The 20,591-nt window shown below is 67.0% G+C and carries 18 protein-coding genes; 12 read left to right on the forward strand and 6 right to left on the reverse strand.

Translation table 11 applies throughout. The features are described from left to right. The first annotated feature begins 41 nt into the window (after window positions 1–41). The 3 genes from ACZ2G3_RS06870 (at window position 42) to dacB (ending at window position 3,721) form a co-directional block, all read left to right on the forward strand. Window positions 42–1,643 (forward strand): bifunctional metallophosphatase/5'-nucleotidase, encoded by a 1,602-nt coding sequence (locus tag ACZ2G3_RS06870; protein ID WP_470398587.1) that lies wholly within the window; start codon window positions 42–44, stop codon window positions 1,641–1,643. A gap of 90 nt (window positions 1,644–1,733) precedes the next feature. Continuing rightward, window positions 1,734–2,327, forward strand: a complete 594-nt coding sequence (locus ACZ2G3_RS06875; RefSeq protein WP_470398589.1) for a nicotinate-nucleotide adenylyltransferase — start codon at window positions 1,734–1,736, stop codon at window positions 2,325–2,327. Further along, window positions 2,324–3,721 (forward strand): D-alanyl-D-alanine carboxypeptidase/D-alanyl-D-alanine endopeptidase, encoded by a 1,398-nt coding sequence (gene dacB / locus ACZ2G3_RS06880; protein WP_470398591.1) that lies wholly within the window; start codon window positions 2,324–2,326, stop codon window positions 3,719–3,721. Before ACZ2G3_RS06875 ends, dacB begins: the two co-directional genes overlap by 4 nt. On the opposite strand, the gene ACZ2G3_RS06885 is transcribed toward dacB, so the two are convergent. Then, on the reverse strand, window positions 3,718–4,140 hold the full coding sequence (locus tag ACZ2G3_RS06885) for a tellurite resistance TerB family protein (protein ID WP_470398593.1): 423 nt from the start codon (window positions 4,138–4,140) through the stop codon (window positions 3,718–3,720). The two genes, dacB and ACZ2G3_RS06885, sit on opposite strands and share 4 nt — an antisense overlap. An 89-nt stretch (window positions 4,141–4,229) precedes the next feature. Here ACZ2G3_RS06885 and ACZ2G3_RS06890 point away from each other — a divergent pair, with 89 nt between their 5' ends. From ACZ2G3_RS06890 to ACZ2G3_RS06930, 9 genes are all read left to right on the forward strand, one after another. Next, window positions 4,230–5,816, forward strand: a complete 1,587-nt coding sequence (locus ACZ2G3_RS06890; protein WP_470398595.1) for a lysine--tRNA ligase — start codon at window positions 4,230–4,232, stop codon at window positions 5,814–5,816. Window positions 5,817–5,969: 153 nt separating this feature from the next. Beyond that, window positions 5,970–8,264, forward strand: coding sequence for a glycosyl hydrolase family 28-related protein (locus ACZ2G3_RS06895; protein ID WP_470398597.1), 2,295 nt, complete (start codon window positions 5,970–5,972; stop codon window positions 8,262–8,264). 283 nt (window positions 8,265–8,547) lie between these two features. After that, the gene (gene acs, locus ACZ2G3_RS06900; RefSeq protein WP_470398599.1) at window positions 8,548–10,503 is read left to right on the forward strand and encodes an acetate--CoA ligase; all 1,956 of its coding nucleotides are present in this window, start codon (window positions 8,548–8,550) and stop codon (window positions 10,501–10,503) included. Between the two features lie 120 nt (window positions 10,504–10,623). Continuing rightward, entirely contained in the window at window positions 10,624–10,881 is a 258-nt protein-coding gene (locus ACZ2G3_RS06905) for a DUF4212 domain-containing protein (protein ID WP_419267557.1), read from the forward strand. Window positions 10,882–10,894: 13 nt separating this feature from the next. After that, a complete protein-coding gene (locus ACZ2G3_RS06910; RefSeq protein WP_419267558.1) occupies window positions 10,895–12,703 on the forward strand; it encodes a sodium:solute symporter family protein in 1,809 nt (602 codons plus the stop codon). Window positions 12,704–12,766: 63 nt separating this feature from the next. Next, a complete protein-coding gene (locus tag ACZ2G3_RS06915) occupies window positions 12,767–14,578 on the forward strand; it encodes a putative nucleotidyltransferase substrate binding domain-containing protein (protein ID WP_470398601.1) in 1,812 nt (603 codons plus the stop codon). After that, window positions 14,575–15,087 (forward strand): hypothetical protein, encoded by a 513-nt coding sequence (locus ACZ2G3_RS06920; RefSeq protein ID WP_470398603.1) that lies wholly within the window; start codon window positions 14,575–14,577, stop codon window positions 15,085–15,087. The genes ACZ2G3_RS06915 and ACZ2G3_RS06920 overlap by 4 nt, the downstream gene beginning before the upstream one ends. Next, complete coding sequence (locus ACZ2G3_RS06925; protein ID WP_470398605.1) at window positions 15,080–15,451, forward strand: response regulator transcription factor; 372 nt, start codon at window positions 15,080–15,082, stop codon at window positions 15,449–15,451. Before ACZ2G3_RS06920 ends, ACZ2G3_RS06925 begins: the two co-directional genes overlap by 8 nt. Next, entirely contained in the window at window positions 15,445–17,349 is a 1,905-nt protein-coding gene (locus tag ACZ2G3_RS06930) for a 3'-5' exonuclease (RefSeq protein ID WP_470398607.1), read from the forward strand. Before ACZ2G3_RS06925 ends, ACZ2G3_RS06930 begins: the two co-directional genes overlap by 7 nt. Here the strand turns inward: ACZ2G3_RS06930 and ACZ2G3_RS06935 are convergent. The 5 genes from ACZ2G3_RS06935 to trpA form a co-directional block, all read right to left on the reverse strand. Then, a complete protein-coding gene (locus ACZ2G3_RS06935) occupies window positions 17,346–17,759 on the reverse strand; it encodes a hypothetical protein (protein WP_470398609.1) in 414 nt (137 codons plus the stop codon). The two genes, ACZ2G3_RS06930 and ACZ2G3_RS06935, sit on opposite strands and share 4 nt — an antisense overlap. Window positions 17,760–17,801: 42 nt before the next feature. Next, window positions 17,802–18,545, reverse strand: coding sequence for a TerB family tellurite resistance protein (locus ACZ2G3_RS06940; protein ID WP_470398611.1), 744 nt, complete (start codon window positions 18,543–18,545; stop codon window positions 17,802–17,804). 61 nt (window positions 18,546–18,606) lie between these two features. Further along, the gene (locus tag ACZ2G3_RS06945) at window positions 18,607–19,101 is read right to left on the reverse strand and encodes a GNAT family N-acetyltransferase (protein ID WP_470398613.1); all 495 of its coding nucleotides are present in this window, start codon (window positions 19,099–19,101) and stop codon (window positions 18,607–18,609) included. Beyond that, window positions 19,098–19,667: a VOC family protein gene (locus ACZ2G3_RS06950; RefSeq protein ID WP_470398615.1), complete on the reverse strand. Its 570-nt coding sequence runs from the start codon at window positions 19,665–19,667 to the stop codon at window positions 19,098–19,100. Before ACZ2G3_RS06950 ends, ACZ2G3_RS06945 begins: the two co-directional genes overlap by 4 nt. Next, window positions 19,664–20,461, reverse strand: coding sequence for a tryptophan synthase subunit alpha (gene trpA / locus ACZ2G3_RS06955; RefSeq protein ID WP_419267570.1), 798 nt, complete (start codon window positions 20,459–20,461; stop codon window positions 19,664–19,666). Before trpA ends, ACZ2G3_RS06950 begins: the two co-directional genes overlap by 4 nt. Window positions 20,462–20,591 lie beyond the last annotated feature (130 nt).

The following is a 20,591-nucleotide window of genomic DNA, read 5'->3' on the forward strand; positions in this document are numbered from 1 at the left end:
GCTGTCGGGAAGAACCAGACATAGCAACAGGGGAATCAGGCATGAAACATCGCCTTCTGGGGGCCGCATCGGCGATTGCGCTTTTTGCGGGCGCGGCTCAGGCCGAAATGGTGCTGCACATCCTTCACACCAATGATGTCCATAGCCGCATCGAACAGATCAACGGGTCGGACAGCACCTGCAACGAGGAGCAGGCGGCGGCAAACGAATGTTTCGGCGGGGTTGCACGGATCGCCAGCAAGGTGGCGGAGTTGCGCGACCAGATCCTGGCCGAGGGCGGGAACGTCATCGTTCTGGACGCCGGCGACCAGTATCAGGGGTCGCTGTTCTACACGACCTACAAGGGCGCCGACGTGGTCGAGTTCATGAACGCCATCGGTTATGACGCGATGGCGGTCGGAAACCACGAGTTCGACGATGGCCCCGAGGGGCTTGCCGTGCTTGTGGATGGTGTCAAGTTTCCTGTGATTTCCGGCAACATCGACGTCTCGACGTCGAATGTGCTGGCGGACAAGGTGGCCCGGCACAGCGTGATCGAGCTGGGCGATCAGAAGGTGGGCGTCGTGTCGGCCTTGGCGATGGACACGCCCGAAACCTCGTCACCTGGCCCGAATGTCACCTTCCAAGATGATGTCGAGAGCCTGAAGGTTTCGGTTGAGGAGCTGACAGCCCAAGGGATCGACAAGATCATCGCCCTGACCCATGTCGGCTACCTCCGCGACCAGCAGCTGGCAGCCGACGTGCCGGGGCTGGATGTGGTCGTGGGCGGGCATTCGCACACATTGCTGGGTGACATCGAGGGTGCCGAGGGTGCCTATCCCACGCTGGTCGCCGGACCTGACGGCAATGATGTCCTGATCGTGCAGGCCTATGCCTATGGCAAGTATCTTGGGCATCTGACCGTGACCTTCGATGACAATGGTGAGGTCACGGCGCTTGAGGGGCAGCCGATCTTGCTGGATGCCTCGGTCCCCGAGGATCAGGCAATCGCCGCCCGCGTGACCGAGATGGCCGAGCCGATCCTGGAGCTTCGCGAGAAGGTCGTCGCGGAAACCGACGCGCCGATCGACGGAGACCGCGCCAATTGCCGCGCCCGCGAATGCGAGATGGGGAACCTGGTGGCCGATGCCATGCTGGACCGTGTTCGCGATCAGGGCGTCACCATCGCGATCCAGAACGGCGGCGGCTTGCGCGCCTCGATCGACGAGGGCGAGGTGACCATGGGCGAGATCTATACCGTCCTGCCGTTCCAGAATACCTTGGCGACCTTCCAGTTGAACGGTGCTGACATCATCGCGGCACTGGAGAATAGCGCCAGCCAGCATGCCGAGGCCGGAGGCAGGTTCGCGCAGGTCGCGGGCCTGAAATACACGCTCGATCCGTCCGCCGAGCCGGGGTCGCGCATCAGCGACGTCATGGTGCAAGAGGATGGCGCATGGGTGCCCATCGACGAAGGCCAGACCTATGGAGTGGCGACGAACAACTACATGCGGGGCGGCGGCGACGGTTATGCCGTCTTTGCCGAAAAGGGCCAGAACGCCTATGACTTCGGTCCGGACCTGGCAGAAGTCGTCGCGGCCTACATGAGCGCCATGCCCGAGGGCTATGTACCCTATCTTGACGGGCGCATCACCGTGAAATGAACGGCCGCCCGTGCCGGCGACAGTTCCGGCACGGGCTCTCCCCTTTCTTCGGCCGTTGGCTTGCCCGAAAGTCTGGGCTAAGTCTGCGAAATGACGACCGGTTTTCCCTTGGCGCTGCCGGGCCAGCGCATCGGCCTGCTGGGCGGATCCTTTGATCCTGCTCATGCGGGGCATCTGTTGATCAGCCAGGTGGCGCAGCGTCGGCTTGGCCTGGACCGGATCTGGTGGTTGGTGTCGCCGGGCAACCCCCTCAAGCTGCATGGACCCGCGCCCTTGTCCGCGCGGATCACACGGGCGCGGCGCCTGGCGCGGGATCCCCGGATCATTGTGACCGATGTGGAAGCGCGGCTTGGGCTGCGCCTGACGGCCGACACCATTCCTGCGCTGCAGCGACGCTATCCCGGCGTGGGCTTCGTCTGGCTGATGGGATCGGACAACCTGGTCCAGTTCCACCACTGGGACCGCTGGAGGCAGATCGCGCGCTGCGTGCCCATCGCGGTGATGGCGCGGCCCGGAAGCCGCCTTGCGGCGCGGCATTCGGTGGCGGCGCAGGTGATGCGCGCGGCGCGGGTGCCGGAAGTCCGGGCCTTGACCTTGGCCGACCGTCGCCCGCCGGCCTGGACGCTCCTCAACCTTCCCATGTCCAGCCTGTCCTCGACCGAACTGCGGAGGGCCCAGACATGAAGCTGGACCGACGGGGGTTCCTGTCAGCCCTTCTGGCCTCTGCCGTATTGCCGAATCTTGCGGGCGGGCAGGCGCTGGACCTGCGGCCGCCGCGTCGACCCGCACCCGACGCGCGGGATCTGGTCGCACGCGCCGCCCTGCCGGGACAGGTGTCCTTTGCCCTGTCCAACAGGCAAGAGCCGCTGGCCCTTGGGAAGGCGCTGATGCCGATGGCGCCGGCCAGCACGATGAAAGCCATCACCGCGCTTTTCGCCCTGGACCGCCTTGGTCCGGCACACCGCTTCAGCACGCGGATCATCCGGTCTGGCGACATGCTGATCCTGGCCGGAGGCGGCGATCCTGTTCTGTCCACGGATGATCTGGCGCGGCTGGCGGCCGACCTTGCAGCCAGCCCCCAGGAGCCGCCGCGGCGCTTTGCGGTCTGGGGCGGTGCCTTGCCGCATCTGCCGCAGATCACGGCCGAGCAGGCACAGCATCTGGCCTATAACCCCTCGATCTCGGGGATGATCCTCAACTTCAATCGGGTGCATCTGGGCTGGAGCCGGGTCGGCGTCGACCTTCAGTTGAGCGTCGAGGCGCGGGCGGCATCGCAATCCCCGCGCGCCTATACGATCACCGCCATGCCGCGCGACCAAGCCGACCTGTTCACCTATCGCAACGATCAGGCGCGCGAATACTGGACAGTGTCGCGCGGGGCGATGGGTCGGAACGGAAGCCGCTGGCTGCCTGTGCGCCTGCCCGAGCTTTATGCCGCCGATGTCTTCCAGACCTTGTGCCGCGCACGCGGCCTGGTCTTGCCCCCTGCCGAGATGATCCCTGCGCTGCCGCAGGGGCAGGTGGTCGCGCAGCACGACAGCTCCCCGCTGGAGGTGCTGATCCGTGACATGCTGCGCCATTCCACCAACCTGACGGCAGAGGTCTTGGGGCTGCATGCCAGCGGCGCGTCCGATCTGCCCGCTTCGGGCCAGGTCATGCGCGACTGGTTGGGTGACCTGGGGCAGGGGCTTCGGCTGTTGGACCATTCTGGCTTGTCGGGCGACAGCCGCGTGACAGCCCATGGGCTGACGCGCGTTTTGGCGGGACCCGGCCGCGACCTGGATCTGGCCCGGCTGCTGCGCACCAACCCCCTGTCGGAGGATCTGGGACGGGATACCTCTGCCCGGCATCTCATTTCCGGCAAGACGGGAACGCTGAATTTCGTGTCGAACCTGACCGGCTATGTCACCACGGCATCTGGGGCCGAGGGGGTCTTTACCATCCTCTGCAGCGATCCGGCCCGCAGGCAGGCGGCCATCGGTCAGGAGTTGCCTGCGGGCGTCAGTACCTGGACGCAGGCTGCAAAGGCGCTGCAGCGCGACCTACTAGGCGCCTTCGCGGCGCGGCTGGAGGCCTAGACGGTGATGTGGCGGACGCGGGCCGACAGCTCGATCGCGGCCGCATGCAGGCGGCTGATATTCAGCTGGTCGCGGATTTCGGCCAGCATCATCACCTCTCCCTCGTACAGCCGCCCATCGGCCGCGCCCACGTCGCAGGCCAGCGCATAGGCGGTCTCGTAGAGTTTTTCGGGCAGCGCGTCGCGGATCAGGCCGAAGAGCGCGTCCACACCGTCCTCCTCCTCGAACAGGGTCATGACCGTCTGGCTGACCGCACGGATGCGGTCGTCGTCATAGGCCGCGAAGACCGGGGCGTGATCGACCATGCGCTGGATCGCGACCAGTTCGGACGTCCGGATGGTGCTGTCCGAGGCAGAGACCGCGACCATCACCGCGACCAGCGCATCGCAGGGGGAAAGGGAAGGCAGGTCGACGATCATGGCACACTCCAACGGGGTTCGGGCGCAGATTATTGACGATGGCCGGTGCTTTCAATAAGCGTTCCGGACCCTCAGCAGGAGACAGCGACATGACCACCTTGCGCGATGCCGCAATGCAATCGAAGGCCTGGCCGTTCGAAGAAGCGCGCCGGGTGCTCAAGCGCTATGAGAAGAAGGACCCCGACAAGGGACATGTCCTGTTCGAGACGGGCTATGGCCCGTCGGGCCTGCCGCATATCGGCACCTTTGGCGAGGTTGCGCGTACCACGATGATCCGCCGCGCCTTCGAGATGATCAGCGACATCCCGACCCGGCTGATCTGCTTTTCCGACGACATGGACGGCATGCGCAAGGTGCCCGAGAACGTCCCCCAGCAGGAGATGCTGCATGCGCATCTGCAGCTGCCGCTGACCTCGGTGCCCGACCCCTTCGGCACGCATGACAGCTTTGGCGGGCACAACAACGCCATGCTGCGCCGCTTCCTGGACACGTTCGGCTTTGAATACGAATTCATCAGCGCGACCGAGTTCTACAAGTCGGGCCGTTTCGATGACACGCTGCTGCGCGCTGCCGAGAAGTATGACGAGATCATGCAGGTGATGCTGGCCTCCCTCCGCGAGGAGCGTCAACAGACCTATTCCTGCTTTTTGCCGATCAGCCCCACGACGGGGCGCGTCCTTTACGTGCCGATCAAGCATGTCGATGCGAAAAACGGCACGATCACCTTTGACGAGGACGGGCAGGAACTGACGCTGCCGGTCACCGGGGGCCAGGTCAAGCTGCAGTGGAAGCCGGATTTCGGCGCCCGTTGGGCCGCGCTGGATGTCGATTTCGAGATGTACGGCAAGGATCACAGCACCAACACGCCGATCTATGACGGCATCTGCCGCATCCTGGGCGGCCGTGCGCCCGAGCACTTCACCTATGAGCTGTTCCTGGACCAGGACGGACAGAAGATCAGCAAGTCCAAGGGCAACGGGCTGTCGATCGACGAATGGCTGACATATGCGGCCACCGAGAGCCTGTCCTATTTCATGTACCAGAAGCCCAAGACCGCCAAGCGGATGTATTTCGACGTCATCCCCAAGGCGGTGGACGAATATCACCAGCAGCTGCGCGCCTTTCCCGATCAGACGGCCGAACAGCAGCTGGCCAACCCGGTCTGGCACATCCATGGCGGCACCGTGCCCGCCTCGGACATGGTGGTGCCGTTCCAGATGCTGCTGAACCTCGCCTCGGTCGCGGGCGCCACGGGCAAGGACGGGCTCTGGGGCTTCATCCGCCGCTATGCGCCCGGGGCCAGCCCAGAGACCCATCCCGACCTGGACGCCGCAGCCGGTTTTGCTTTGCGTTATTTCAATGACTTCGTGGCGCCCACCCGCAAGTTCCGCGAACCGACCCAGGTGGAGCGTGCCGCCATGGAGGACCTGGCCGGCCGTCTTGCGGCCTGGGACCAGCCCGCCGATGCCGAGGCGTTGCAGTCGATGGTCTTTGCCATCGGCAAGGATCACGGCTTCGAGCCGCTGCGCGACTGGTTCAGCGCGCTCTATCAGGTGTTGCTGGGGGCCGATCAGGGGCCGCGCTTTGGCGGCTTCATCGCCCTTTACGGCATCGACGAGACCCGCCGGCTGATCGAATCGGCGCTGGCGGGGCAGCTGGTCTCGGCCGAGGCCTGAGGCCGACGGACGGCCACCGCTTGCGGTGGCCGTTGCCGTTCCGGCCGTTGCAGCGCACGGGGTCTTCAGGACCCGTTAACACTTCATCAACTAATCCTCGAAGGATCACGCCGGCGTCTTTGCGTCGGCGCATGCCGTTACGGAGGATAGTCGATGAACATTGCGATCACCAACGGGCTTCTGCTGATGCCGCCGGCCTTCCGGGCGGGTCTGGGATCATGGTCGCGCACCGACGGGACCTCGGGCAGTCCCACTTGGGCCACGGCCGACAATGCATCCCTGGTGCCTGCCGATCAGGATTTCGGCGCCTGCCTGGAGATCGTCAAGCAGCAGACCACCACCAGCCTGCGCTTCATGGGCGAGACCCCGATGATCCCCGGCGTCTATCTGCGCGTCTCGGCACGGGTCAAGGCGGTGGCCGGTGCGCTGACCAGCGTGCGCATCGCGGCCTGGGCAGGGGACGGCACGCGGAGCCGGGTGACCGGGATTACCGACACCGGACCGACCGTGGCCCTGCGCAACTATGGTCAGGTGGTCGAGGTGAGCGCCATTGTCGGCATCGGCACCCGGAAGGGCGTCGACATGCCCTGGGGCACGCGCCCGGTCTATGGCCATTTCGGGCTGGACCTGGTCGGGTCGAACGGCGGCGCGTTCCGGATCGAGTCGATCCGCATCGAGGACATCACGGCGGCCTTTGTGCCGTCGCTGCTGGATTGGGTGGATGTGCGCGACTATGGCGCCGTCGGCAACGGCGTCACCAACGACCGCGAGGCCTTCATAGCCGCCGACCAGGCCAGCAACGGTGGCTGGATCGTCGTGCCCGAGGGCAATTTCTTCATCTCGGGCGATCTGTCGATCAACAGCCCCATCCGCTTCAAGGGGCGCATCAGCACGCCGGCCTCGACGCGGGTGGCATTCGTCCGCAGTTTTGATTTTCCCACCTATGCCGATGCCTTCGCCAGCGACACATTGGGAATGAAGAAGGCCCTGCAGGCGCTGCTCGGGTTCACCGACCACCTGTCGCTGGATCTTTGCGGCCGCAGGGTGTTGCTGGACGAGCCGCTGCTGGTGGGAGACTTGGCGCCGACGCTTGACGGCTTCTCGAACCGGCGGGTCATCCGGAACGGCGGCCTTCAGGCCAATCCGGGTCCGATCTGGACCACCGGTCGCTGGACCTCGTCGGCCAGCTATAGCCCCGCCAATCCCCTCTTGCTGACGAATGTGGCAAACGTCGCACAGATCGAGATCGGCAGCCGGGTCATCGGCACCGGTGTCGGCCGCGAGGTCTATGTCAACGCCAGGAACGTGACCGCAGGGACCCTCACCCTGTCGCAGCCCCTGTTCGGGGGTTCGGCCACGCGCACCTACAGCTTCGAGCGTTACCGTTATCTTCTGGACCTGTCGGGCATCCGCCAGCTGGACCGGCTGAACCTGGTCGACATCGACTTCAACTGCGGCGGCATCGCCAGCGCCGTCATGCTGCCCCCGAAGGGCGAGATGATCCAGATGCGAGACTGCTATGTGACGCGGCCCAAGGACCGGGGGATCACGTCGATCGGGCGAGGCTGCCAGGACTTGCTGGTCGACAACTGCCAGTTCCTGTCCAACGACATGGACCTGCCCGCCCAGCAGCGCAGCACGATCGCCATCAACGTCAATGCCAATGACGTAAAGATCCGCAACAACCGCTTTGTCCGCTTTGCCCATTTCATGGTGGCGAACGGGGGCGGTCACATCGTTTCCGGCAACCACTGGTTCCAGGGCGACGGATCGGGGCAGGGGTTGCGCTATGCCGGCCTTGTGCTGACGCAGCCGAACGTCCAGACGACGGTCAGCGGGAACTATGTCGACAATGCCTCGATTGAATGGACGAACGAGCACAGCGCATATCCGACCTTCACCAATGAAGAATACAGCTTTGGCGGCCTGACCGTGACCGGCAACACCTTCCTGTGCTCGAACACGGTGTCGTGGTTCGCCTGGATCTGTGTCAAGCCCTTTGGGTCGGGGCACTTCATCCACGGGCTGAACGTGGTCGGCAACGTCTTCAAGGCGCTCTACGGCAACGTCCGGCGGATCGACCGGGTCGATACGTCGATCGCCGATCTGGACTACAACAACATGCGCAACCTGCAGTTCGAGGCGAACACTTTCAACGGGGTTGACGTCTATGTCGCCAACCCGCTGATGTATCAGCTGACGCAGAACACCGCTTCGGCCAACTGGACGACACCGGCCTTGACGGGGCTGCCCTTCCTCAGCTGGGCCAAATCGGTGCAGTCGATCGTCACTGAGACGCCACTTTATGCCGCGGATGGCACACGCGTCGATGCCGCGCCGACTGTCATCACCGAGATCGGCGCCGGCAAGCGCCAGCTGCGGCTCAGTTGGGCCCAACCGCTGCGGGGGCGCGTCTGCATCTATGCCCGCATGGACCGGCCGCAGTGAGGGCTAGACCTCGCAGTCCCGCATCATCCGGCTAGCCTGCGGGCAGGTCCGGCCGTTTCCGTCGCAGCCGCCGGCAGTTTTCTGCCGGCGGCTGCTTCTTGTGAAGGATTTACTGTATCCGACGCATCATGGTCAATTAGTTAACAAAAATATCGTTTATAAAAAATAGCTTAACTTGTGTGACGATTTGTGATTAACATCTCCGCACAGGCAGCTGCGCCGTAGATCGGTGCGATCGGCAAAGCCCGGCGAGGCTGCCACATGGCTGCGAGGAGGGGATGTCATGAGCGCTGAAAACATTCAGAAACACGCAATTCCGGCAGGGTTGGACGGCGCCCATGTCGGTCCGGCGGATTACGAGCGTCTTTATGACGAATCCATCAAAGACCCCGAGGGCTTCTGGGGGCGTGAGGGACAGCGCCTGGACTGGATCCAGCGCTTTTCCAAGGTGAAGAACACCGACTTCACCATGGGCCAGGTCAGCATCAAGTGGTTCGAGGACGGCGTCCTGAACGCCAGCGTGAACTGCGTGGACCGCCACCTGCCCAAGCGCGCAAACCAGACCGCGATCATCTTCGAGCCCGACGACCCCAAGACCCCGGCGCAGCACATCACCTATGCGCAGCTGTCGGAAAGCGTGAACCGCTTTGCGAATGTCCTGCTGAGCCAGGGCGTGATGCGCGGCGATCGTGTGGTCATCTATCTGCCGATGATCCCCGAGGCCGCCTATGCAATGCTGGCCTGCGCGCGCATCGGGGCGATCCATTCCATCGTCTTCGCGGGCTTTTCGCCGGACGCGCTGGCCAACCGCATCAACGATTGCGGCGCCAAGGTGCTGATCACGGCCGATACCGCCCCCCGCGGCGGCCGCCGCACCGCGCTGAAGTCCAATGCCGATGCGGCCCTGCTGCATTGTTCGGATAAGGTGCGCTGCCTGGTGGTCAAGCATACCGGCGACCAGACGACCTGGGTCGAGGGCCGGGATGTCGACGTCAAGGCGCAGATGGCGCAGGTCGCCCCCGAATGCCCGCCCCGTCCGATGGGGGCCGAGGATCCGCTGTTCATCCTCTACACCTCGGGGTCGACGGGCAAGCCGAAGGGGGTCGTGCACACGACCGGCGGCTATCTGGTCTATGCGGCCATGACCCATCAGATGACCTTCGACTATCAGGACGGCGATGTCTTCTGGTGCACGGCCGACGTGGGCTGGGTCACCGGTCACAGCTATATCGTCTATGGCCCGCTGGCCAACGGCGCGACCACCATTATGTTCGAGGGCGTGCCGACCTGGCCAGATGCCGGCCGCTTCTGGGAGGTCTGCGCCAAGCACAAGGTCACCCAGTTCTACACCGCCCCCACCGCCATCCGCAGCCTGATGGCCAAGGGACCGGAACCCGTGGAGGCGCATGATCTGTCCTCGCTGCGCATCCTGGGCACGGTCGGAGAGCCGATCAACCCCGAGGCCTGGAACTGGTACAACGAACATGTCGGCAAGGGGCGCTGCCCCATCGTCGACACCTGGTGGCAGACCGAGACCGGCGGCCACCTGATCACGCCGCTGCCGGGCGCCACGGAAACCAAGCCCGGATCGGCCACCGTGCCCTTCTTCGGCGTGAAGCCCGTGATCCTCGATGCCTTCAGCGCCGAGGTGCAGGAGGGGAACCCGGCCGAGGGCGTCCTGTGCATCGCCGACAGCTGGCCGGGGCAGATGCGGACCCTATGGGGCGACCATGCCCGCTTCGAGGAGGCGTATTTCCAGCAATATCCCGGCTATTACTTCACCGGCGACGGCTGCCGGCGCGACGAGGACGGCTATTACTGGATCACCGGCCGCGTCGACGACGTCATCAACGTCAGCGGCCACCGCATGGGCACGGCCGAGGTCGAAAGCGCTTTGGTCGCCCATGAGAAGGTCGCCGAGGCCGCCGTCGTGGGCTATCCGCACAGCCTCAAGGGGCAGGGCATCTATGCCTATGTGACCCTGATGAACGGTGTCGAGCCCTCGGACGAGCTGCGCGCCGAGCTGGAGAAATGGGTCCGCACCGAAATCGGCCCCATTGCCAAGCCCGACCTGATCCAGTGGGCGCCCGGCCTGCCCAAGACGCGCTCGGGCAAGATCATGCGCCGCATCCTGCGCAAGATCGCCGAAAACGACCATGGCACCCTGGGCGACACCTCGACCCTGGCCGAGCCCGAGGTCGTCGACGAACTGATCGCCAACCGCATGAACCGCGGCTGACGATGCGACGGGGGTGCAAATCCCCCGCAACGCGTCCCGACCCCTCCGCCGGGAACCGGGACGCAATCAAAGGCAAGGGCGGAACAAGGGACGTGTCTGAACAGGGAGGGACCCAAGGACATGAGTGACAGACAATCGTCGAATGCCTATTGGCAGGCCAATCTTCGCATCATCTACATCTGCCTCGCGATCTGGGCGCTGGTATCCTACGGATTCGCGATCATCCTGCGCCCGCTGATCTCGGCCATTCCGGTCGGGGGCGCGGACCTGGGCTTCTGGTTCGCCCAGCAAGGGTCGATCCTGGTCTTCATCGTGCTGATCTTCTGGTATGCGGCGCGCATGAACAAGCTGGATGCCGAACACGGCGTGGACGAGTGAGGAGGATCCGGACATGAGCCAGTTTACCCTGAACCTGCTGTTCATCGGCGCCTCTTTCGCGCTGTATATCGGCATCGCCATCTATTGCCGGGCGAAATCCACGGCCGAATTCTATGCCGCCAACCGCGGCGTGGGCCCGGTCATGAACGGCATGGCCACTGCGGCCGACTGGATGTCGGCCGCGTCCTTCATCTCGATGGCCGGCCTGATCGCCTTCACCGGCTATGACAACTCGACCTACCTGATGGGTTGGACGGGCGGCTACGTGCTGCTGGCCCTGCTGCTGGCGCCCTACCTGCGCAAGTTCGGCAAGTTCACCGTGCCGGAATTCATCGGCGACCGCTTCTATTCGCCGACCGCGCGCATCATCGGCGTGATCTGCCTGCTGATCGTCTCGATCACCTACGTGATCGGCCAGATGACCGGCGTGGGCGTGACCTTCTCGCGCTATCTGGAGGTGTCGAACTCCACCGGCCTGTGGATCGGTGCGGCACTGGTGTTCTGCTATGCCGTTCTTGGCGGCATGAAGGGCATCACCTACACCCAGGTCGCACAATACGTCGTGCTGATCGTCGCCTACACCATTCCGGCGATCTTCATCTCGTTGCAGCTGACGGGCAACTTCCTGCCGCAGCTGGGCCTCTTCGGCACGCATGACGCCTCGGGCGTGGCCTTCCTGACCAAGCTGAACATGCTGGTCACCGACCTCGGCTTCAACTCCTATACCGAGCATCACCGCTCGACCCTGGACATGGTGCTGTTCACCATGGCGCTGATGATCGGCACCGCGGGTCTGCCGCATGTCATCATCCGCTTCTTCACGGTTCCCAAGGTGTCGGATGCCCGCAAGTCGGCAGGCTGGGCGCTGGTCTTCATCGCGCTGCTCTACACCGTGGCACCCGCCGTCGGCGCAATGGCGCGGTTCAACCTGACCGCCACGATGTGGCCCGGCGCGCTGACCGGCGACACCTACAGCCAGCCGGCCGTCTCGCTGGACCAGATCCAGACCAGCCCTGACCTGGAATGGATGCGCAACTGGCAGGTCACCGGCCTGCTGAACTGGGAGGACAAGAACGGCGACGGCCTCATCCAGTACTACAATGATGCCGCAGCCGAAGGCCCGGCCGCGGAAATGGCCGCAGCCCGGGGACTGGCCGGGAACGAGCTGACCACCGTGAACAACGACATCATGGTGCTGGCCAACCCCGAAATCGCCAACCTGCCGGGCTGGGTCATCGCCATCGTCGCCGCCGGCGGCCTGGCAGCCGCCCTGTCCACCGCCGCGGGCCTCCTGCTGGCGATCTCGGGCGCCGTCAGCCACGACCTGATCAAGGGCACGCTGCGCCCCAACATCAGCGAAAAGGGCGAACTGATGGCGGCCCGGATCTCGATGGCGGCCTCGATCCTGGTGGCGACGCTCTTGGGCCTCAACCCGCCGGGCTTTGCGGCCCAGACCGTGGCCTTGGCCTTCGGCCTGGCAGCCAGCTCGATCTTCCCGGTGCTGATGATGGGCATCTTCTCGAAGCGGGTCGGCAAGGAAGGCGCGATCGCCGGCATGATCGCGGGCATGGTGTCCACGATCCTGTACATCTTCGCCTACAAGGGCTGGTTCTTCATCGCCGGGACCAACATGCTGTCCGACACGCCCGACGCCTGGCTGTTCGGCATCTCGCCGGCCTCGTTCGGAACCATCGGTGCGCTGATCAACTTCGCCGTGGCCTTCACCGTCTCGGCCATGACGCAGCGCCCGCCGGCGCATGTGCAGGAGCTGGTCGAATCGATCCGTGTCCCGCGCGGCGCCGGAAGTGCTGTCGCACACTGATCCCGAAAACCTGCCGCGTCCCGGATCGGGGCGCGGCGCTCCTCATGCAAAGGTCAGCGGGTGATGGCGCAAAGCATCGTCGACTTCATCGCCACCGTGCATCCCTATGACAGCCTGAAGCGGGACGAGCTGGCGCGGGTCGCCGGTTCCTTCAGCCGCAGGGAATTCGCCCCCGGCGACGTGATCTACCAGTTCGGCGACCGCCTGCCGGGGCTCTACCTGATCGAAAGCGGCCAGATCGCCGTCACCGATCGCAACGGCGACAGCGTCTCGCAGCTGGGGCCGCGCAATTCCTTCGGGGAACGGGGCCTGTTGCGCGACGGGGTGGCCGTGACTTCGGCGCGGGCGCTGGAGGGGGCGGTCGTCCTGATGCTGCCCCGGGCCGAGGTGACGCGGCTGATCGCCGAGCACCGGGCGGTGGCGCGGTTCTTCGACCGCGGGCGCGGACCGCTGGACCGCGGCGCCGACGTCGCCATGCTGAAGGTGGGAGAGCTGCTGTCCGGCAAACCCCTCGGCTGCGCCCCCGAAACCCCGATCATCGAGGCCGCGCGCCTGATGCGCGATGCGGCCGCCAGCAGCATCGGCATCACCGAGGGCGGCCGGCTGATCGGTCTGGCGACCATCCGCGACATGTCGAACCGCGTCGTGGCCGAGGGTCGCGACATGCGCCGCCCCGTGGCCGAGGTGATGACCCCGGACCCGATCACCCTGGCGCCGACCGCGCTTGGCTATGACGTGCTGAACATCATGCTGGAACGGCGGATCAGCCATCTGCCGGTGGTGGCCCAGGGCCGCTTCATGGGCATGATCAGCCAGACCGACCTGACGCGGGTGCAGGCGGTCTCTGCCTCGGGGCTCATCCGCGAGGTGGCGCAGTCCGACAGCATCGCCCAGATGGCCGCGGTCACCGCCCGCATTCCCGAACTGCTGGTGCAACTGGTCCGCGCCCGCCAGCGACACGAGATCACCACCCGGATGATCACCGACATCGCCGATGCCGTGACACGCCGCCTGCTGGACATCGTGGCGCGGGACCTGGGGCCCGCTCCGGCGCCTTGGCTCTGGGTGGCCTGCGGCAGCCAGGGGCGGCAGGAACAGACCGGCGTCAGCGACCAGGACAACTGCCTGATCCTGGCCCCCGGCGCCGATCCGGACCACCTGTGGTTCCGCGATCTGGCGGCCCGCGTCTGCTCGGGGCTGGACGCCTGCGGCTATGTGTTCTGCCCCGGCGACATGATGGCCACCAACCCGCGCTGGCGCCAGCCGGTGCCGGTCTGGCGCGACTATTTCCGCGACTGGATCGCCCATCCCAGCCCCGAGGCGCAGATGCTGGCTTCCGTCATGTTCGACCTGCGCGCGATCGGCGGCCAGGCGCAGCTGCTGGACGATCTGCAGCGCGAGACGCTGGAGATGGCGTCGCGGAACTCGATCTTCGTCGCCCACATGATCGCCAACTCGCTCAAGCACCGGCCACCTCTGGGGCTGATCGGCGGCTTTGCCACGATCCGATCCGGCGACCATCGCCACCACATCGACATGAAGCACAATGGCGTGGTGCCGGTGACGGACCTGGCCCGCGTCTATGCGTTGCAGGGCCGGATCGGCGCGGTGAACACCCGCGCCCGGCTGGAGGATGCCGAGACGCGCGGCGTGATCTCGGCCGGCGGGGCACGCGACCTGATCGCGGCCTATGACATGATCCAGACCGTCCGGCTGGAAAACCAGGCGCATCTGGTCAAGGCGGGCCGCAAGCCCGACAATTATCTGTCACCTTCCGACCTGTCCGACTTTGAACGCAGCCACCTTCGCGACGCCTTTGTCGTGGTGCGCAGCATGCAGTCGGCCGTCGGACATGGAAAGGGAATGCTGGGATGACCGGGATCGGAACCGAACTGCTGGGGGTCATCGCCGTGGGGATCGGCATGGCCGCGCTGCTTTATGCGCTGCTTCACGCGTCTCGCAAGGCCGGGCTGACGCTGGCGCCCTGGCTGTTGCCGGCGGGAATCGGCCTGTCCATGATCGCCTATTCCGTCTGGAACGACTATGCGTGGTATGCCCGCGCCGTGGAACGCCTGCCGCAGGGGGCGGAGGTGCTGCTGGTCGGCCGCGACAGCCAGCCCTGGGCGCCTTGGACCTATCTGGCCCCGGTCGAGGTGCGCTTTGCCGCCCTGGACCCGGCCCGGATCGTGCAGGGCGCGGACGGCACGCTGCAGGCCCCGATCATGCTGGTCGAGCGGCGGGGCCAGACGATCCTGGTGCCGCAGGACTTCGACTGCGCCGGTGGCCGCATCCGTCCCGCGCGCGGCGACTGGACCCCTGCGGCCGACGGTGATCCGGCCTTCGCGGCCGTCTGCGGCGCAGGAAAAGGGGCGGATCATGGCTGACATCCTGGTCATCGAGGACGAAGACAACATCGCCGTGGCGCTGGATTTCCTGCTGACGCGCGACGGCCACAGCCATGACCGGATGGCCACCGGCAAGGGCGCGGTGGAACGCATCCGGGACACGCGCCCCGACCTGGTGCTGCTGGACGTGATGCTGCCCGATGTCTCGGGCTATCAGATCGTGCAGGATGTGCGCGCGGATCCCGACCTCGCGGATGTGCGCGTGCTGATGATGACCGCCCGCGGTTCGGTGGTCGAACGGCGCAAGGGGCTGGCGCTTGGGGCGGACGGCTTCATCGCCAAGCCATTCGAGCTGGCCGAACTGCGGGCCGAGATGGCCCGCCTGCTTGGCGGACCATGCTGACGCGGCTGTCCCTGCGCCTGCGTGTCCTGCTGATGTTCGCGGGACTGGCGGGGGCGGCGCTGGCGATCGCGGGGGCAGCGCTGTGGATCGCGGCGCGGGGGCAGGGCACCGATGCGCTGGTCCAGGGCGGGATGGTCGCGGGCTTTGGGCTGCTGGGGGCGGTGACGGCGCTGTGGTACCTCTTCGACCTTCACCTGGCGCGCCCGATCGAGAGCCTGGCGGGCGGCCTGCGCACCGGCCGCGCGCCCGACCCAGCCGAGGCACGCTATCTGGCGGACCTTGGCCCAGCCGCCCGCGATGCCGCCGAGGCACGCGCCCGCACGGCCGAGGCATTGGCCGAGGCGGTGCAGGACCACGCCGCCGAACTGGCGCGCGAAAAGGCCAGCCTCGAGGCGATCCTGGCGGATTTCGGTGCCGGGGCGGTGATGTTCGACGCGCGCCACCGGGTGATCTTCTACAATGCCAGCGCGGCACGGCTGCTGCCGGGGCTGGCCTTGGATCACCAACTGGACCGCTATCTGCGGCCCGGCGCGCTGCGGGCGGCGCAGGCGCGGCTGGCGACCGGCGTGGGGGCCACGGACCTGGTCTGCCTGACCGCCCAAGGGGCGCGGCTGTCGGGCCGGCTGCGCAACCTGGAGGGCGGGCTGCTGCTGATCCTGCGCGACCGCGCGGTCGAACGTCCGGCCCCCCGCGCCACACTGGAGGCGCTGCGCCGGCACGCCGCCACCCTTGTGCCGATGCTGGACGCGCTGGATGGCCCGATCCCGCCGGCCCTGGCGCAGGCGATCCGCGACGAGGGGCAGGGCCTGGCCGTCGCCACGCGGGAACTGTCGCAGTTGCTGGCCAGCGACGCCCCCACCGGCACTGCCACGCTGGAGGAGGTGGCGGCTGGCCTGACCCTGGCGCCCACACCGCCCGGCCTGCTGTTCCAAGCCGAGGCCGGGCCGCTGAACGCCCTGCTGGCGATGCTGGACCGCCAGTTGCGCGGGCAGGGGCATGCGCCGACCGTTTCGGTGTTGCCGGACGCGGGCGACGAGATGCGGCTGATCCTGGGCTGGACCGGTCCCGCCGTTCCCATCGACCGGCTGGAGGCCTGGCTGACGCAGGCGCCCGATCCCGACCAGCCGGACCTGTCCGGGGCCGACATCCTGGCAGCCCAGGGCACCGGCCTCTGGCCCGAGGCGGATGGCGACGCGGCGCGGCTGGTCATGCCGCTGCGGGTGGTTGCATCAGCCACGGGAACGGCGGGCGTCACCTATGATTTCGCGCTGGCGCGACGTGGCGTCGCCTCGTCCCGGCTGGCGGACCTGACCTGCGTGGTCTTTGACACCGAAACCACCGGCCTGACGCCCCAGGACAGCATCGTCCAGATCGCCGGGCTGCGGCTGGCGCGCGGCCGCCTGACCGGCGAGCGGTTTGAGACGCTGGTCAATCCCGGTCGCCCGATCCCGCCCGCCTCGACCGCGATCCATGGCATCACCGACCGGATGGTGGCCGAGGCCCCGGACCTGACGGCCGCGCTGAACGCGTTTCACCATTTCTGCGACGACAGCGTATTGATCGCCCATAACGCGCCCTTCGACATGGGCTTCCTGCGTCGCGCCAGTGCCGAGACGGGGGCGCATTTCGACAACCGCGTGCTGGACACGGTGCTGCTGTCGGCGATGGTCTGGGGGCAGTCCGCCGTCCACAGCCTGGACGCGCTGACCGAGCGGCTGGGGATCGTCATCCCGCCCGAGGCGCGCCATACGGCAATGGGCGACACCATCGCCACGGCCGAGGCCTTCCTGCGCCTGATCCCCGCCCTGGAGGCCAAAGGGATAGAGCGGTTCGAGCAGGCCGTGGACCAGGCACGCCGCCATCGCCGCCTGATCGAGGACGCCAACCTGAGCGCCTAGAGCGAGATCTGCGGCGCGTCGGGATCGATCGGCAAAGGATCGACTTCGGGTTCTGGTTCAGTCAACCCGCGCAGGCCGTCGCCGATGGGCGGAGGCGGCGGGGCTCCGGCGCGGCGGCGGATGACGATGTCGCCATTCTCCAGCCGCTCGGGCGTCTCATAGTTGCGGATGTCGTCGACCAGGACGCCCAGGTCCTGCAACGCGGGCGCCAGCCGGGTCATGGTGCCCGACAGATCGCGGGTCAGCCCCTCGACCTCAGGGGCAGCGTCCTGCCAGAACTGCCGAAAGATCATGCCGATCCCGCGCTCGATCAGGCTCAGGCCCTCTTCGGGCTCATCGGCCGTTTGGGCCGGCGCGGGACCTGCGGCCAAGGCAGCCAGCAGCGCAAGGGGCAGGATGCGATGTCTCATGCCTGCAAAGATGGGCGGTCGGGGGCGATGTGGCAAGACCCGTCAGGCGGTTCCGGGCGTGGCCTGCGGCTGGTGCATGGCGCGGAATTTGTCCCAGGCCTCGTTCAGGCGGCGGGTGCGGGCCTCGGCCAGGCGCACCGCCTCGGCGGGAAGCCCGCGGCCGATGGCATGGTCGGGATGGCTCTCGCGCACCAGCTGGCGCCAGCGCTTGCGCGCCTCGGGCAGGGGGGTTTCGGGCGTCACGCCCAGGATCTCGCAGGGCGGGCAGCCGGCGCCGGGGTCCTGGCGGCGGCGGATTTCGGCGATCTTGGCAGGACTGAGACCAAAGATGCGCCCCACCTCGTCCAGAAAGGCGATTTCGGCCTCGTGCAGGTCGCCGTCGGACACGGCGATCACGAACAGCCCTTCCAGCACGTCGATCAGCACCGGGTCGCCCGGCTGGAACATGCCCGCCATGCGCCGCGCCCAGGCATCAAAGCCCGCCACGTCCTGCCGCGCCAGGTCAAAGACCCGCGCGGCGTTCTTTTCCTCGGACCGGGGAATGATGAAGACGCGCCGGAAGGCCGCGACCTCGGATCGGGCGACGGTGCCATCCACCTTGGCCAGCTTGGCGCCAAGCGCGATCACCGCGATGGTGAAGGCGACCGATCGTTCGGGCGGCGTGGCCGGGCGGTTGGTCCACAAAAAGGCCACGATCCTGTCGGCCATCCGCTGCCAGAAGCTGCGGGGCTTGGGCAGGGCGGGGCACAGGCTGGTGCAGGTTTCGGGGGTCTCGCAGCATTCCATGTCATGAGGTTACCGCCTTCTGCAGCGCGGCGATAGGGGCGGTTTGACGCGCAGGCGGCGATCAGGCCTGCAGATCCTTGCCCATCAGGACAAGGTCGTGAAAACGGCCGAATTTCCACCCGGCTGCCGGGATCCGGCCCCATTCGGCATAGCCCATCGCCGAATGAAAGGCGATCGAGGCGCCGTTCGACCCGGTGATCCCGCCGATCATCAGGCGGTGGCCGCGGGCGCGGGCGTGATCCTCCACCGCGCCCAGCAGCAGCCGGCCCAGGCCCCGGCCGCGATGATCGGGCGCCGCGTGGATCGTGTGCTCCATGCTGCGGGCATAGCCGGCCCCGGCGCGGAACTGGCTGTAGGTCGCAAAGCCCGCGACCTGTCCGCCGGTCTCTGCCACGATAAAAGCGTGACCTGCCGCCTGGCGGTCCACGATCAGGGCGGCGATCTCGGTCTCGCCGCGTTCGGTGGGCCAGAAGGTGATGTCGGTGTCGCGCACGATCGGGTTCCAGATCGCCCCGATACCCGGCGCGTCATCGGGCGTGGCGTCGCGCAGGATCACAGGGTCACCTCGCCCTTGGGGGTCGTCAGCGTCAGGCGCATCTCCGTCCAGGCGCCTGCCAGCATCAGCCGCCGGTCGGCCAGGTCCAGGCGTTCCAGCGGCAGGCTGAGGCACTTGAGCCGCAGGCCCCGGTCAGGCAGCAGGTCCGACGGGTGCGGGCCCGTGCCCCAGTCGATCAGCATCGGCTCGGCCCCGCCCCGCGGCATCTGGCCGGCCTGGGGCAGGGTGATGCGCCAGCGCAGGTCGCCCCGGCTGGCCTCGGCGATCGTCGTGCCAGAAGGCGCGACCAGCGGATGCGCACGCGCCACCCAGCCCGCGATCCGCGGCGGCCCGTCAAAGCTGTCCAGGCCAAACCAGCGGGACCGGCCGGGCGGCGGCGCCTCGGGATCGACCGCGATCAGTTCCAGATATTCGCTGGCGCCAAGCGACAGCAGCATGTTGTGGGTGCCAAGGGCCGGGTGCTTGCCCCCCGGCTCGGGTGCGACGCCAAGCCGGTCCTGCAGCCACTCGGCCCCCTCCGTCAGGGACCGTGCCGCAATGGCCACGTGGTCAAAGGCGAGGCTCACCCGCGATGCGCGCCCGCCGCCAGGTCGCGGACGAAATCCAGGATCTCGGGGACGGGGCGGCCTTCGCCGATCTGCTTGACGATGGCGCTGCCCACCACGCAGCCGTCGGCGATGCCGGCGATCTGTTCCGCCGCATCGGGGGTCGAGATGCCGAAGCCCACCACCACGGGCAGCCCGGCCGAGGCGCGGATGCGCGCGACCTCGGGCGCGATCTCGGCCGCGTTGGCCGAGGGGCCGCCGGTGATGCCCGTGACGCTGACGTAATAGACGAAGCCCGAGGTGTTCCGGATCACCGCCGGCAGGCGCCGGTCGTCGGTGGTGGGGGTGGCCAGGCGGATGAAGTTCAGCCCCGCGCGGGCGGCCGGCAGGCACAGCTCGTCATCCTCCTCGGGGGGCAGGTCCACGACGATCAGCCCGTCCACGCCCGCCTCGACTGCGTCGGCCAGGAACTTCTCGACGCCGCCGACCCGGGCATAGATCGGGTTGTAATATCCCATCAGCACCACCGGCGTGGTCGTGTCCTGTTCCCGGAAGGCGCGCAGCATCTCCAGCGTGCGGGTGACGCTGCCGCCCTGGGCCAGGGCGCGCTGACCGGCGGCCTGGATCGTCGGGCCATCGGCCATCGGATCGGTGAAGGGCATGCCCAGTTCGATGATGTCGACACCCGCGCCGGGCAGGCCGCGCATGATCTGCAGTGCCGTCGCCTCGTCGGGGTCCGATGCCATCATATAGGCCACGAACGCCTTCTTTCCCTCGGCCTTCAGCTGCGCAAATCGGTCGTCGATCCTGGTCATGTCCGTCCCCGTATCCTTTGCGCCCAGCACTAGCGGCGAAAGGACCCGGGTGCAATGCGGCGCAGGCTGGACTTGGCCGCCCGGCGCGCGTAACAGACGCCCGTAATTCAGACGGGAAAAGGGTGCTGGC

It is taken from the genome of Paracoccus sp. KKT209 (genome assembly GCF_055635455.1).

Coding starts and splice junctions, on each gene's coding strand:
- ACZ2G3_RS06915 (WP_470398601.1), top strand. CDS start 12,767: ATGGCGCAAAGCATCGTCGACTTCATCGCCACCGTGCATCCCTATGAC.
- ACZ2G3_RS06895 (WP_470398597.1), top strand. CDS start 5,970: ATGAACATTGCGATCACCAACGGGCTTCTGCTGATGCCGCCGGCCTTC.
- acs (WP_470398599.1), top strand. CDS start 8,548: ATGAGCGCTGAAAACATTCAGAAACACGCAATTCCGGCAGGGTTGGAC.
- ACZ2G3_RS06875 (WP_470398589.1), top strand. CDS start 1,734: ATGACGACCGGTTTTCCCTTGGCGCTGCCGGGCCAGCGCATCGGCCTG.
- ACZ2G3_RS06940 (WP_470398611.1), bottom strand. CDS start 18,545: ATGGAATGCTGCGAGACCCCCGAAACCTGCACCAGCCTGTGCCCCGCC.
- ACZ2G3_RS06885 (WP_470398593.1), bottom strand. CDS start 4,140: ATGATCGTCGACCTGCCTTCCCTTTCCCCCTGCGATGCGCTGGTCGCG.
- dacB (WP_470398591.1), top strand. CDS start 2,324: ATGAAGCTGGACCGACGGGGGTTCCTGTCAGCCCTTCTGGCCTCTGCC.
- ACZ2G3_RS06930 (WP_470398607.1), top strand. CDS start 15,445: ATGCTGACGCGGCTGTCCCTGCGCCTGCGTGTCCTGCTGATGTTCGCG.
- ACZ2G3_RS06870 (WP_470398587.1), top strand. CDS start 42: ATGAAACATCGCCTTCTGGGGGCCGCATCGGCGATTGCGCTTTTTGCG.
- ACZ2G3_RS06910 (WP_419267558.1), top strand. CDS start 10,895: ATGAGCCAGTTTACCCTGAACCTGCTGTTCATCGGCGCCTCTTTCGCG.
- ACZ2G3_RS06905 (WP_419267557.1), top strand. CDS start 10,624: ATGAGTGACAGACAATCGTCGAATGCCTATTGGCAGGCCAATCTTCGC.
- ACZ2G3_RS06935 (WP_470398609.1), bottom strand. CDS start 17,759: ATGAGACATCGCATCCTGCCCCTTGCGCTGCTGGCTGCCTTGGCCGCA.
- trpA (WP_419267570.1), bottom strand. CDS start 20,461: ATGACCAGGATCGACGACCGATTTGCGCAGCTGAAGGCCGAGGGAAAG.
- ACZ2G3_RS06890 (WP_470398595.1), top strand. CDS start 4,230: ATGACCACCTTGCGCGATGCCGCAATGCAATCGAAGGCCTGGCCGTTC.
- ACZ2G3_RS06925 (WP_470398605.1), top strand. CDS start 15,080: ATGGCTGACATCCTGGTCATCGAGGACGAAGACAACATCGCCGTGGCG.
- ACZ2G3_RS06920 (WP_470398603.1), top strand. CDS start 14,575: ATGACCGGGATCGGAACCGAACTGCTGGGGGTCATCGCCGTGGGGATC.